The 13,141-nt window shown below is 45.2% G+C and carries 15 protein-coding genes; 10 read left to right on the top strand and 5 right to left on the bottom strand.

The window, feature by feature from the left end:
- The first annotated feature begins 1 nt into the window (after position 1).
- On the top strand, positions 2 to 1,177 hold the full coding sequence (locus FNC98_RS13830; protein ID WP_144034893.1) for a DUF1501 domain-containing protein: 1,176 nt from the start codon (positions 2 to 4) through the stop codon (positions 1,175 to 1,177).
- Here FNC98_RS13830 and FNC98_RS13825 read toward each other — a convergent pair.
- The 4 genes from FNC98_RS13825 to FNC98_RS13810 all read right to left on the bottom strand — a co-directional run bounded on the left by FNC98_RS13825 (position 1,142) and on the right by FNC98_RS13810 (position 2,882).
- Positions 1,142 to 1,726 carry a GNAT family N-acetyltransferase gene (locus FNC98_RS13825; RefSeq protein WP_144034892.1) on the bottom strand — a complete coding sequence of 195 codons (585 nt, stop codon included), beginning with the start codon at positions 1,724 to 1,726 and terminating at the stop codon, positions 1,142 to 1,144. The two genes, FNC98_RS13830 and FNC98_RS13825, sit on opposite strands and share 36 nt — an antisense overlap.
- Before the next feature lie 11 nt (positions 1,727 to 1,737).
- Complete coding sequence (locus FNC98_RS13820) at positions 1,738 to 2,349, bottom strand: lytic transglycosylase domain-containing protein (RefSeq protein WP_144034891.1); 612 nt, start codon at positions 2,347 to 2,349, stop codon at positions 1,738 to 1,740.
- A 67-nt stretch (positions 2,350 to 2,416) separates the two neighbouring features.
- Entirely contained in the window at positions 2,417 to 2,572 is a 156-nt protein-coding gene (gene rsmS, locus FNC98_RS13815) for a pleiotropic regulatory protein RsmS (RefSeq protein ID WP_144034890.1), read from the bottom strand.
- A gap of 109 nt (positions 2,573 to 2,681) precedes the next feature.
- On the bottom strand, positions 2,682 to 2,882 hold the full coding sequence (locus FNC98_RS13810; protein WP_144034889.1) for a hypothetical protein: 201 nt from the start codon (positions 2,880 to 2,882) through the stop codon (positions 2,682 to 2,684).
- 114 nt (positions 2,883 to 2,996) lie between these two features.
- Between FNC98_RS13810 and FNC98_RS13805 the strand changes: the two genes are divergently transcribed.
- Positions 2,997 to 3,200 (top strand): hypothetical protein, encoded by a 204-nt coding sequence (locus tag FNC98_RS13805; protein ID WP_221932891.1) that lies wholly within the window; start codon positions 2,997 to 2,999, stop codon positions 3,198 to 3,200.
- 255 nt (positions 3,201 to 3,455) lie between these two features.
- Here the strand turns inward: FNC98_RS13805 and FNC98_RS13800 are convergent, their stop codons facing one another.
- Positions 3,456 to 4,274, bottom strand: coding sequence for a polyphosphate kinase 2 family protein (locus tag FNC98_RS13800; protein ID WP_144034888.1), 819 nt, complete (start codon positions 4,272 to 4,274; stop codon positions 3,456 to 3,458).
- 129 nt (positions 4,275 to 4,403) lie between these two features.
- On the opposite strand from FNC98_RS13800, the gene FNC98_RS13795 reads away from it, so the two are divergent.
- The 8 genes from FNC98_RS13795 to FNC98_RS13760 all read left to right on the top strand — a co-directional run bounded on the left by FNC98_RS13795 (position 4,404) and on the right by FNC98_RS13760 (position 13,044).
- Positions 4,404 to 5,183: a potassium channel family protein gene (locus FNC98_RS13795; RefSeq protein WP_144034887.1), complete on the top strand. Its 780-nt coding sequence runs from the start codon at positions 4,404 to 4,406 to the stop codon at positions 5,181 to 5,183.
- Complete coding sequence (locus FNC98_RS13790; RefSeq protein ID WP_144034886.1) at positions 5,183 to 5,443, top strand: DUF5062 family protein; 261 nt, start codon at positions 5,183 to 5,185, stop codon at positions 5,441 to 5,443. Before FNC98_RS13795 ends, FNC98_RS13790 begins: the two co-directional genes overlap by 1 nt.
- 987 nt (positions 5,444 to 6,430) lie before the next feature.
- Positions 6,431 to 7,123, top strand: a complete 693-nt coding sequence (locus tag FNC98_RS13785; RefSeq protein WP_144034885.1) for an RDD family protein — start codon at positions 6,431 to 6,433, stop codon at positions 7,121 to 7,123.
- The gene (locus FNC98_RS13780; RefSeq protein WP_144034884.1) at positions 7,120 to 8,064 is read left to right on the top strand and encodes a stage II sporulation protein M; all 945 of its coding nucleotides are present in this window, start codon (positions 7,120 to 7,122) and stop codon (positions 8,062 to 8,064) included. The genes FNC98_RS13785 and FNC98_RS13780 overlap by 4 nt, the downstream gene beginning before the upstream one ends.
- Complete coding sequence (locus FNC98_RS13775; RefSeq protein ID WP_144034883.1) at positions 8,054 to 9,601, top strand: hypothetical protein; 1,548 nt, start codon at positions 8,054 to 8,056, stop codon at positions 9,599 to 9,601. Before FNC98_RS13780 ends, FNC98_RS13775 begins: the two co-directional genes overlap by 11 nt.
- Positions 9,591 to 10,739, top strand: coding sequence for a DUF4350 domain-containing protein (locus FNC98_RS13770; protein WP_144034882.1), 1,149 nt, complete (start codon positions 9,591 to 9,593; stop codon positions 10,737 to 10,739). The genes FNC98_RS13775 and FNC98_RS13770 overlap by 11 nt, the downstream gene beginning before the upstream one ends.
- A complete protein-coding gene (locus FNC98_RS13765; protein WP_144034881.1) occupies positions 10,736 to 11,716 on the top strand; it encodes an AAA family ATPase in 981 nt (326 codons plus the stop codon). The genes FNC98_RS13770 and FNC98_RS13765 overlap by 4 nt, the downstream gene beginning before the upstream one ends.
- Complete coding sequence (locus tag FNC98_RS13760; protein ID WP_144034880.1) at positions 11,713 to 13,044, top strand: DUF58 domain-containing protein; 1,332 nt, start codon at positions 11,713 to 11,715, stop codon at positions 13,042 to 13,044. Before FNC98_RS13765 ends, FNC98_RS13760 begins: the two co-directional genes overlap by 4 nt.
- The last annotated feature ends 97 nt before the right edge of the window (positions 13,045 to 13,141 follow it).

The following is a 13,141-nucleotide window of genomic DNA, read 5'->3' as shown; positions in this document are numbered from 1 at the left end:
GATGCGCCGTAGACAATTTATCAAAGCGTTAACTGCATCTCTGGCAACCATACATACGCCGTTACTGGCGGCGAATAATCTGGCACTGAATTCTAATTCCAGTAACAAACCGGCGAAACTGGTTTGGGTGATTATGCGTGGCGCTCTGGATTCATTGCATACTGTGGTGCCCACTTTTGAGCCTGAATTAGCTAAGATGCGGCCGAACCTTTATCCGGCGGTGAAAGATGAACTGCTGGCAATTGATGATGGCTTTGGGTTTCATCCTGCCATGCAATACATGCATCAACTGTATAAACAAAAGCAACTCTTGGTCATTAATGCGGTTTCATCCGGGTTTGGAGAGCGTTCGCATTTTGATGGTCAGGATTTCTTAGAAAGTGGTCTGGCTCACATTGATGCCGATACCGGTTGGCTCGGTCGCGCTGCGGCCTCAAGAGTCAATAAAGCTATTGCCGTTGCCAATTCGGTGCCTATCAGTCTTCGCGGTTATGAGAAGGTCACTACCTGGTATCCATCTCGGTTTCATAGCGCTGATGCCAGTGTGTTTGATGCGCTTCAGGATTTATATCAGTCAGATAAGCTGCTCAGTAAACGTCTGGCGCAAGGTATGGAATTGAGGCAGTTAACCAATGAAGGAAGTAGTGGTTATAACCGTGGCAGATTTGTGGATTTAGCTAAGTCATGTGGCCGCATTCTTGCCAATGATCAGGGAACCGATTGCGCGATGCTCGAAGTCGGCGGTTGGGATACCCACAACTATGAAATTCGCCGTCAGCATAAGCACCTGGTTGAGTTAAATGAAGGCATAGCTGCATTACAACAAAGCCTGGGTGATTACTGGGAAAATACTGTGGTGATAATGGCGACGGAATTTGGTCGCACCGTCAGAGAAAACGGCACTTTAGGTACAGACCATGGCACCGCGAGCTGTATGTTTATGGCGGGTGGTGCAGTAGATGGTGGCAAGGTGCTGGGTAAATGGCCGGGACTCGCGAAACAGCAGCAGTTTCAGGGCCGGGATCTAGCGCCTACGTCTAACACCTTTTCCTGGATAGCTTCTATGCTGGCCCAACATTGGCAATTAGACGGTCAGCAACTTGCTGATGTCTTTCCTCAGGCTAGCCCGTACAAAGGATCGTTAATCGCCCGAGTGAGCAGGCCATTCCTTAGCTAACAATCCGTAAACCAGTTCATCATGCCACACTCCGCCTAAGGTGGAGTGCTGGCGTAAACAACCTTCCTGTTGCATCCCCAATTTTTCCATCAAACGATAAGAAGCAATATTGTCTTTTACGCAGTAGGCGAGAACTTTTTGCGCCCGGCACTGATTAAATATCCAATCGACTAAGCCTTTAACCGCTTCAATCGCAAAGCCTTTGCCATGATGATCGGGATGGAACCGATAACCGATTTCCACGCGGCCAAACTCCAGTGACTCGAACCTCAGACATACCATGCCAATGAACTCAGCCTGATCTTCAACACAAACCGCTAAGCCAAGCCAGTTACCATCTTCACATTGCCAGGGGTTAAGAAAATCTTTTACTTTTTGCTCAAGCGCAGCATCGTCTTCAATATCGGCGATATACTGCATAATTCGCGGATCTTTATTATGCGCCAGCTCTGTAGCGAGATCCGAGCCAATGAAATTACGAATAACCAATCGCTCTGTTTGCCAGTGACATTGGTTCAATTGGGTTTGAATTTGCGATTGTGTCAGCATGAAAGTTGCTATTACGCCCGTGCTTTTCGATAGCGCTGATGCAGGATTTGCACCCGTTCAACGTAGTTTTTCGTTTCGGTAAACGGTGGAATACCGCCGTACTTTTTAACGTTGCCTTCACCAGCATTGTAGGCAGCCGTTGCCAGTTTAATATCGCCGCGGTATTTCTTCAGTAACCGTGCCAGATGCTGAACCCCACCATCAATATTTTGCTTAGCAATAAACGCGTTGTTAACGCCAAGTGATTCAGCCGTTGCCGGCATTAATTGCATTAAGCCTTGAGCACCTTGTTTGGAAATGGCTTTGTGATCAAAATGAGATTCCGCATGAATTACGGCTCTGATCAGGGCTGTGTCAACACGGTACTTGGCACTGGCCGAGATGATTTCCTGGCTGTAATCTTTGGTGTTTAAACGGGTGCTATACCAGTTAACTTGAGATTGAGTACTGCAGGCGTAGCACTCAGAGCGATACAAGGTGTAAGGGCCGCTCGGCGGCTCTTTGTCGGAATAAGTAACCACGCCATCTTTCGACGTATATTTGTAAATATTGCCGGAATTGGCAAAACAGATAGCTGGGATAAAGATAAGGAATAGTCTTAGTCCATTAAGCCAGGTCTTCATGAGTCCGCCAGATTATTATTGTTAACTTGTTATAACATACCCAATTATTGGCTGAATTGGTATGGCATTAGTGATCGGATTGTGAATCCAGTTTATGTTGATAATCCGCTTTGACTAACTCCAACGCGTCTAACACGGTTTGTGGTGAAACCTGATTTTCTTCCAGCAACTGAATTAAATCCACCGCCAATTGAACATGTTGAGGGGCGTTCTCCAGGGACATAACAATGTTTCCGATGTGTTTATCTTTACTAAGTATTTAGTTTGACACAAATGCTAGCCAAACCGATAGGGTTGAGAGAGGTGGGGGCTATTTATTACGGGATTTTTTATTAACTGCTGATGAGCATGATGAGTTCAAACATCTGAAACATGATTAATGCTATGCCAATATATTTGAACCAGCGCATCGGACCGCTACCAGTCTCCAGGCCCATCGAGGTCAAATCGATTAACTTACCTCTGGATATTGATATCAAGGCTAATCCGATTAACAAAAAAATAATAAAATCAATCCAGTAACCTAATGTCATAGTCATCCTCCTTTTTCTCCAGTGTCACTGAAGGGGAATATAATCGCAAGTGAATTCATTCTCATTAAGATTTTCTCTTTGGCTGCGGGCATTCCCACCTGACTAAAAACTCTGGTGGTAGTCACACCTTTTGCCTTTTTGATGCTGGATGTGTTGTCTTGGTGGCTCACCAAAATTAATCCACTGTTTGCCTGGCTCACCATTATCGGTGGTATCGGTTATACCCTGGCATCTGCCTATATGTGGTTTGTCAGCGTTATCCAGATGTGGTGGTACCCATGGCGCGGCAAAGTTATGGACGAAAATTGCTGGCGCTAGATTGAATCACTAGAGCGTGTTTATCTTTCGAGGTCAATTTTGCAGCGAATTGTTTGGGATATGGGCAAGGCTTTTTCTAATTAGCGTACTTATTGTACGGTAACTAGAAAAAACGCAGGTCAGGTTCAAAACAAACGCTGTTCGAAGAATTCAATTCTACATTTCTTAAAATAATTGTGGTTTTGGGTTCTAGAATTTTACTATAGATGACTTTTATTGAACAAAGTTCGGCCTGCAAAGGTCAACACGCTCTATTTAGTCCATACCTAACTGAGATTTGGCCCATTGCACCATGTCAGGATCAATGGGAGGCGGGGAAGTATCCACGCCTCTTTCCAGTAACAACACCAGCCCTTTCAGGGCAGAAACCCGGGCATACCACTTGTGGTTACCGTTGACCAAATGCCAAGGTGCGTGTTCGGTGGAAGTTCGAGCGAACATCTCATTGATCGCTTGTTCATAAATCGGCCATTTTTCGCGGTTACGAATATCTTCTTCGGTGAGTTTCCAGCGTTTCACCGGATTTTGTAATCGCTCTTTAAACCGCTGCAATTGCTCTTCCGGGCTAATGTGGATAAAGGCCTTGATAATACGAACACCATCATCAATTAACATCCGCTCAAATTCATTGATTTCCTGATAAGCACGCTGCCATTCTTGCACTGAAGCAAAACCTTCAACCCGCTCAACCAAAACCCGACCAAAATAAGAGCGGTCGAAAATGGCGATGCGGCCAGGCGGTGGCAGGGCTTTTTGAAAGCGATACAAATAATGCCGTCCCTGTTCTTCTTTGCTCGGTGCGGCAATCGGGTAGACTCTAAAGCCTCGAGGATCGAGGCGTTCGGTAATGCGACGAATCAATCCTCCCTTACCGCTGGCATCCCAACCTTCAAGGACAATTATCACCCGTCGGCCTTGATGAAAATACGCTTGTTGCACGGCCAGTAAGCGTTTTTGCCAGTGACTTAATTCGTGTTGATATTCTTTTTTACTTTCAATAATACCTTTGCTGAAGTCGACATCGCTAAGTTTTGGGGTCGGCTCGTTCAAAATAATAGGGGAGGGTTGATGCATCTTTAATGGCCTTTGAATTAACACTATTTCAGTGTTGGAGAGAATTTTGAAAAACTCAAGAAAATCAATGGCTCGATATAGCATTGACAACTAACATTTAAAATAGTTTTTGCGTTCAAGGGGCACGCTTTGCCGATCAGCGACATTCGCAATCTTATTCCCAACTGGGCAAAAATATTGTCCTCAGGATTGTTGCTGGCTGCGGTATTTATTCTTTGCCTGGAGATCATGGTGATATATTCTCAGGAAGAAGAGCGCCTACCGAAATGGATTAGCTATATTGTCTCTGGTTTATTTTACGGGGTGTTGCTGATTTGGATTGTCAGGCTGATATATATCTTCGTTTACCTGTTTCAGCAAAATGTTAAAAACCGGGTATTAGGTGACTTGGCAGCGACGTACCTTTCAACCATTATTGTCTTTAGTGCTGGCTATTACCTGATAAGCTCACTGGCGGACTATCGCCACTACATGAATGAATATCATCATTATCAAAACCTGCCAGAGCAATATAAAAACATCGCCTACCCGAATGATACCCGCGGTTTTAATGGTACCAAACACTCCATTTTTGAAAGCATCGATGGGTTAGTCGAGGATGTCGCGGTGAGCTATGGAAAGCCGGTGACTCCTGCCCTTAAATGGCAGGCTGTGCAAACGACAGAGAGTGTGTTTTTTCCCCGCTATCTGACTCAAAAACGAAGATTGTATTTTCTTGAATGCTTTTACTTTAGTGTGGTAACCGTTACTACCCTAGGGTATGGTGACATTACACCGAATTTTTGGTTTGTGAAGCTGGCGGCTTCAATACAAAGTTTATTAGGGGTAGCGATAATTGCTATTGGTTTTGGATTAATTGTTAATCGCCTTCACCAGAAACGATTACTCGATGACAATGAGTCAACGTGATGAAAAAATTAAAGAACGAAAAAGAACTACTGAAAAAAGCTTTGGTTGTTGGCCAGGCCTATGCCAATAATCGAGGCTATAAAAGCTTTGGGCCGACCGACTCTTTTGATCAAAAAGTCGAGTGCATTTATCGCTTGCTGGTAAACGATAAACTGGTGATCCCCTTACCTGCCGAACAGGAAAATGGCGTTCATATGAAAAAGCGCTTGGTTAAATGGATAAGCCATCAATTGCCTGCGGATCATCCGTTGTTGAAATGAGACGGGAGTTGAAACTCCCGTAGTACGTATCGCAAGCGATACTCCGAGTACACAATCAAAGATTGTTCCGAGTACGTGGCAGAAAACGCCACTTCGAGTACGCTGATGTCATCAGCTCCGAGTACACGCTGTTCCTAGCAAAAAGCAAAAAGCAAAAAGCAAAAACAAAAGCATCTAGACTCCAGTCATGCCGTGATACTGCACGGTATCTCGGGATAGAGACGAGTGTCTCAAAGGTGTAGAACGGGAGTTGAAACTCCCTTAGTAGGTATCGCAAGCGATACTCCGAGTACGTGGCAGAAAACGCCACTTCGAGTACGCTGATGTCATCAGCTCCGAGTACACGCTGTTCCTAGCAAAAAGCAAAAAGCAAAAACAAAAGCATCTAGACTCCAGTCATGCCGTGATACTGCACGGTATCTCTGGATAGAGACGAGTGTCTCAAAGGTGTAGAACGGGAGTTGAAACTCCCTTAGTAGGTATCGCAAGCGATACTCCGAGTACACAATCAAAGATTGTTCCTAGCACGTGGCAGAAAACGCCACTTCGAGTACGCTGATGTCATCAGCTCCGAGTACACGCTGTTCCTAGCAAAAAGCAAAAACCCTCAAGTCATTCCCTGATACTACAGGGAATCCTGGCGAGAGCCGAATGTCTCTAAAGTGCGACAAGTGGGAGTTGAAACTCCCTTAACACGCGACAAAAAAACGTCGCTCCTAATGAGGTAAGCTGCACTGGTGGAAGAAACAGCAAAAAACCTCAAGTCATTCCCTGATACTACAGGGAATCTGGGACGTAAATAAGCGAAACCAACCCGGTAAAAAGCGCCAGAAGCGATTTCTCTGGCTAGTTTCCAGAAGCATAGAGTGACCAAAACGCTTCGAATTCGGAGCGGCATTTGCATTTTATGTAGTCCACGGCTGTGTCTTGCATCTGTGTGTTTTTTAGCGCATTATTTTCGGCTCAGGAAAATAATAACGATGTAAAATGCAGTATCAAGGAATTGATAATCTAATCTACCAAAGGCTACCCGAAGGCGTAAGTATCAACTTAGAGCCGGCAGGTCTTGCTGTCAGAGCATATGCCTATATGTGGGACTTTATGTTCCGCGCCATCATACTTTTTGTTTTAGGAATGATATTCGCTTTCCTCGGTGATGCCGGGCAAGGTCTGTTGTTGATCGCCTTTTTTGTGGTCAGCTGGGGCTACTATATCTATTTCGAAGCCAAAAATGGTCAGACGCCAGGTAAAAAACGCTATAAATTACAAGTCGTTCAGGACAATGGCCTGCCGCCTAGAATCGAACAAATCATCCTCAGGAACCTTCTCAGACCCGCCGACGCTTTTCCTTTTGCCTATGCTCTTGGCATGTTAGTGATGGTCTTTGGCAAAGAATTTAAACGCATTGGAGACTGGGCATCCGGCACTATGGTGATATTTTCAGAGCAGAACAAATTAGGGCTGTTCAGTGAAAAAATTGAGCCTCTGGCACCAACTAAAGCGCTCAGTACCGAAGAACAAAAGCTTATCATCAGTTTCGCCGAGCGCTGCGAAGACCTTTCCGCGGCGCGTCAGCAGGAGCTGGCAAATGTATTGGCACCAATTCTTGGCTGTAGTGATCAGCAGGCAGTCGATATGTTGAAAGGTTATGCGCAATATTTTATGGGGCAGGAAGCATGAAGCAAAATCACTTTGTGCGAATAAATGAAGCGCGCTGGCAGCAATTTTCCGAGTTTAATATTGAAAACGCCAATCAGGTTAAAGATTACCCCGAGCAGTTTCGCCAAATTTGTGCCGATTTGGCGCTAGCGAGAAGCCGACAATATTCTCCAGCGCTGATTGAACGTTTAAATCACCTGGTACAACAAGGTCAGCAGCATCTCTATCAGAGTAACGGCTTTAGTCTTAAACAAATTCTGCGGATTTTTACTCAGGACTTCCCGAGATCTTTATATGATAACCGCCTGTTCATTCTTGGCAGCACGCTGGCTTTCTGGGGATTAGGGTTAATCGCCTTCTTTTGGGTGTTACTGGCTCCGGATCATATTTATTGGTTTGTTGATCCTATGCAGGTCAACGAACTTGAAGCCATGTATGACCCGTCAGGGGATGTGCAAACCGGTGAACGCGGCGCCGGAACCGATGTGATGATGTTCGGATTCTATGTATACAACAATATCGGTATCGCTTTTCAAATGTTCGGTGGCGGAGCGCTGCTTGGCATTGGCGCCATTGTTCCTTTGCTTTTCAACAGTTTTTTCTTTGGCGCTATTAGCGCCCATATCGTTAATGTCGGCTATACCGAACCGTTTTTCTCATTCGTTATAGGTCATGGCTCGTTTGAGCTGATGGCGATTGTTATCGCTGGGGCGGCTGGATGTAAAATAGGTTTCTCGATCCTGAATCCCGGTGCACTGGCACGAAAAGAGGCGATCAAAATCGCCGGAGCCTCGGTATTGCCACTGATCTGTGGCGCCTTTGTAATGCTATTGATTGCTGCATTTGTCGAGGCGTTCTGGTCAAGCAGCGAACTCCCTGTAGAAGTGAAATTTATCGTCGGCACCATTGGCTGGTTCTGGGTGTTATATCGATTGTATCGGGGGTGTCGTTATGCAGATTAATCGCCTCGCATTTGTTCCCCGATTACGAAATCCCTGGCAGGTTTTCGACCTGTCATTGCAGTTTTATCGTGGCAACTTCTGGCCCCTGTGGAAAATATATTTATGCCAGGCTGTGCCGCTAGCGCTGATCTTATTTCTGGTATTTGATCCGACCTGGGCAAGCCTTATCTTTTGGTGGCTAAAGCCGCTGATGGAGCGTCCGCTTCTGGATTCTTTAAGTAAGCGGGCATTTTCTCAGCCGACGTCAACCAAAGAGAATTTAGGCGTCTTAAGGCGTCTTCGTTTCATCGATATTATTGGTATGCTTACCTGGTTGCGCCTGAGTCCAAATCGCGCCTACCTTGCAAGTGTCGAACAGTTGGAGTTATTAACCGGTGACACCCGACAAAAACGTAAAACCTTGTTGTTGGCTCGGACAGAGAATAATCAGGTAGCCTGGATCCTATTCGCGGTGCATCTGGAAATGATCCTGCTGTTCGCGTTATTCACCTTAGTGTTTTATTTTGTGCCATCCAGTGACCCATTTGCAGATATGTTTGGTTCAGGTACTGAGAGCAATATTATCTATGAGCAGATTTATTATTGGATGTATGTTTTTTCGGTATCGGTAATCGCTCCCTGGTTTGTCTGTGGCGGATTTATGATGTATCTCAATAGCCGAATTAAACTGGAAGCCTGGGATATCGAACTTGGCTTTAAACAGTTAGTTCATCGGTTATCACAAGTTATTGTGACCATTTTCGTGGCAAGCCTGATGTGGGTGCCTACGCCAACGACTGTAATGGCTGCTGAGACGCAATCAACCGAGGTTGAAGCATCGACCGTTGCTGCAGAAAATACCGATAGCAGCAGTGAGGATAGCGCCAAGGCCACAGAAACCCGAGCCTTAGTTCTGAAGATTTATGAAGATAATGAACTGATTCAGCGCGAGACAACTTATGTACTTGATGAAGAAGAAAAATCTGACGACTCCGGCCCTCCAGATTGGCTGATAGCATTTTTGTCGATGTTTTCATGGCTGGAAATATTCGCTCCCGCGGTGCAGTGGTTGTTATATGGGTTAGTTCTTTGGCTCATTCTTTGGGTCGTGTATCGCTTATATCAGATGTATCAGAAACAGGATAATGCACGGGTTACACCGTATAAGGCTGTGAAACCTAAAAAGCCCGAAGTGGTAGTTCCGGATTTTTTTGAGGATATCGAAACCAAGCACTGGCCCGAGGATTTACTTGCGGCCGCCAAGCTGGAAGCAGAGCAAGGTAGGCAGCGTCAGTCGTTAATTTATCTGCTTAAGCACGCGTTGAATTATGTCAGTCACTTCGCCCCTGAGTTGTTGTCGCAATCGATGACCGAACCAGAGTGTCAGTCGGCTATTAAGGGGCATTTTCCGAAAGAAATCTGGCTGCCGATGCAAAATCTGTTTTCTTTGTGGATGGCTAAGGCCTGGGCGCACCGGGAAATTGAACCATCGCAACTGCTGCAATTAATTCAATCTCTCGAGCAATTGCCAGAGCTGGAGGGTGCTTATGAAAACTAATTTTATTATCGGCTTATTGGTCGTCCTGTCGGTTCTTGTTGGCCTGTATATTTACTCCTTAGACTGGAAAGAACAGGAAGTGATTGTCGGCTTCAATAGCGAAGCGCAAAAAGACCCGATGCTGGCAGCCCGATTGTTTTTAGAAAGCAAAGGTAAATCGTTAACCAAGCTTGATGCGAAAGACAAATTTATTGATGATCGCGGCATTATGCTGGTTCCAGATTCAACCTTAATCATTAATGAAAACAGTATATTGGAGTACCCGTCGGTAGATAAGTATTTACTGGTCTGGGTGCGGGAAGGTGGGCATCTGGTCTATGAAGTGTCGCCCAGCCGAGACAGTGAGCAGCTACAATACAATGCGTTATTGTGGGAGCCGGAAGTAGGCATTAGCCATTCCGAAGACCCGGATTTTACCAATCGCTTAAACATCTATAACGAACCCGAAGCCAATATGACGATGTCATTGGAGAACTATCCAATGTCATTAGCATTATATTCCAGTTTTGAAATCACCGATTGTGGCGGCGATGCATTTTCCCGTGATGAAAAAGAAGGTGTGGTGCTTTGTGATTTACCCTGGGGCGATGGCTACATCACTTATGTCACTAACCTGGATATGATTAAAAACCATGGGTTATTGCACTTGGACCACGGGTTGTTTTTGGATTGGCTGACGGCGAGTAACGAGCGTATTTTCTACTTACCGAGTCTGTATTCACCAGGTTGGTTTGAGCGTCTCTGGAAGTTGTCCTGGTTAACCGTGATCGTGATGTTATTGACCCTGATATTTATTGTATGGCGAGGACTGGTGAGGTTTGGCTCGATTGAAATCAGTGGCAAAGGACAGGATTCGTTGTTTAACAAACACCTGCAGGCGATGAGCCGATTTTTAATCAAACACCAACAAGCGGAAATTTTACATCAGGCCCTGGTTGCCGATATCGATTCGATAATGGAGCCGAGAATGCCCGGTTTTAGCCAGCTTGAAATTACAGAAAAAACAAGGATTTTACAGGAAATCACGGGGATCAATGCCGAGCAAATAGAGCAATTGATTACCCAAACCGTACCGGAAGACGATATTTCCCGGTTACGTTATACCCAGGAATTTAAAGCATTGAAGGAAAAACTATGAGTGAAGTTATCAGCGAAGAGCTAAGTGTAGAACAAGCTCACCAGTCAATTGTGGCGGTGAAACAACAAATTTCCAAAGTTCTGATTGGTCAGGATCTGGTAATTGAAAATGTGTTAACCGCATTGTTCGCTGGTGGTCATATTTTATTAGAAGGTGTTCCGGGACTTGGAAAAACCTTACTAGTGCGCGCCATCGCTCAATGTCTTGATGTTGACTTTGCCAGGGTACAGTTTACTCCGGATTTAATGCCTTCTGATGTGCTTGGACATGCCTTGTATGATATGAAACAAGGTGAGTTCACCACCAAAAAAGGGCCTGCCTTTACCAACGTATTGTTAGCCGATGAAATCAACCGTGCTCCGGCAAAAACCCAATCTGCACTGCTTGAGGTGATGCAGGAACAACAAATTACCTTAGATGGTGAAAGTCTGAAAATCGACTCACCATTTATTGTCCTAGCCACTCAGAACCCGCTCGACCAAGAGGGAACTTATCCGCTGCCAGAAGCAGAATTAGACCGTTTTATGATGAAAATCGAAGTCGACTTTCCTGCCCTTGAAGATGAAGTGGCTTTGCTGAAACTTAATACCTTAGTAAAGAGTAATGAGCAAAAAGTCACATCTTTGGAGCGGGTTATAACACCTGCACAGATTGAGCAGATAAAGACCATGGTCAGTAATGTTCTGGTTGATGAGCAGCTATATGATTATGCAGTAGAAATTGTTCGTAAATCCCGAAGCTGGCATGGTGTCTTGCATGGCGCTGGTTTGCGCGGAAGCATCAACCTTGTGAAAGCTGCGAAAGTTAATGCCTTGATGAATAATCGCGATTATGTGGTTCCTCATGATATCAAGGTTGTAGCACCGAACGTATTACGTCATCGACTGATCCTGTCAGCCGAATTGGAACTCGAGGGCGTTGATAAGAATCAGGTCATTGAAGAGATCCTGGCAAGCGTGGAAGCGCCTCGGGTATGAAATTAACCGGTGTACGCCCAGAACCTAAGCTGATTAAGTTCTTTGCCTTAATCAGCGCAGTTTTGGTTGCGGCTTTAATCCTGTTGCCAGAGCCTGAAGTTCTCGGAGCATACTATGTGGGTGCGGCACTGGTATTGGCTATCCTCGTTGGTTTTGATTTTTGGGTGAGTTACCGGGCGCCGGATCTGACCATTGCCAGGACGTTACCGAATAATCTGAGCTTTCAACGTTGGTACGATATCGAGCTTAGTGTCGCTAATAACTCGGCAAGCGGATTAACCTTGCAGGTCAGGGATCATTTAGATCCCAGTATCAGTGGTGAGCACAAGAACGACAGCTTTTATTTAAAAGGTAATCAACGTACTAAATTGAAATATAGGATTAAGCCAAATGAACGCGGCGATCATAATGTTGGCGGCACTGAGTTGTGTGTTCGTTCGGTATTTGGTTTATGGCAGTGTTTATGGCTTCAGGATACGGTTGAAACGGTAAAAGTTTATCCTGATTTTCGTCGCGTCAATCAACAGCATAGCTTAAAAGGTGTAAGCAACCTGCCAATCGATGGCCTGAAGATCATGCGTAAACGTGGGCAGGGTACTGAGTTTAATCACCTTCGCGAATATCGTCAGGGCGATTCCATTCGTCAGATTGACTGGAAGTCGTCGAGTAAGCTGCAAAAGTTAATTGCCAGAGAGTATCAGGAAGAGCAAAACCAACACATTATTGTGATGCTGGACGCGGGCCAGCAAATGAGTGTTGAAACCAGTACCGGCAGTCATTTCGATGCCGCGTTAAATGCCTTGCTTATGCTGGGCCATACCGTCCTCAAACAGGGCGACTGGTTCAGTATGCAAAGCTTTAACCAGCAGGAACGCTGGTTGGAAGCGGTAAAAGGCGAGCAAAATGTTTCCCGGGTAATGAATCATTTTTATGATTTGTATCCAGACCAGAGCTATGGCGATTACCAGCAGGCGGTTAATCAGCTACTAAAGAAAAATACTAAGCGTTCGTTAGTGCTTATGGTGACCACCATTGATGATCAAAATGCTAAGGATTTATTGCCGGCTTTGAAGCGTTTGCAGCGCCACCATCTTGTGGCATTGGTGAATATAGAAAACCAGGCGTTACGGGAAGCCCTAGACAGTGAGATTCGTCATATCTCTGATGCTGACAGTTATTGTTCGGCGATTGAAATTAAAAATCGCTACCAGGCTCATATTAAGCGTATGACGAAAGAGGGGATTATCTGTGTGGAGTGCTCTCCAGAGCGGTTATTGCCTTACGTGATAAATACCTATCTGAGCGTCAAACACAGCGGTATGCTATAAAAAGAGCTCCGATGGAGCTCTTTTGCTGTTTAGATTTGAAAATCAATCGCCTCATGGGCGTTATTTATTTTCTACTGCAAAGATACAAGCCCAATAG

The organism is Thalassotalea sp. PS06 (assembly GCF_007197775.1).
Taxonomy (GTDB): Bacteria; Pseudomonadota; Gammaproteobacteria; order Enterobacterales; family Alteromonadaceae; genus Thalassotalea_A.
This window is presented reverse-complemented; position numbering and strand designations above follow the sequence as displayed.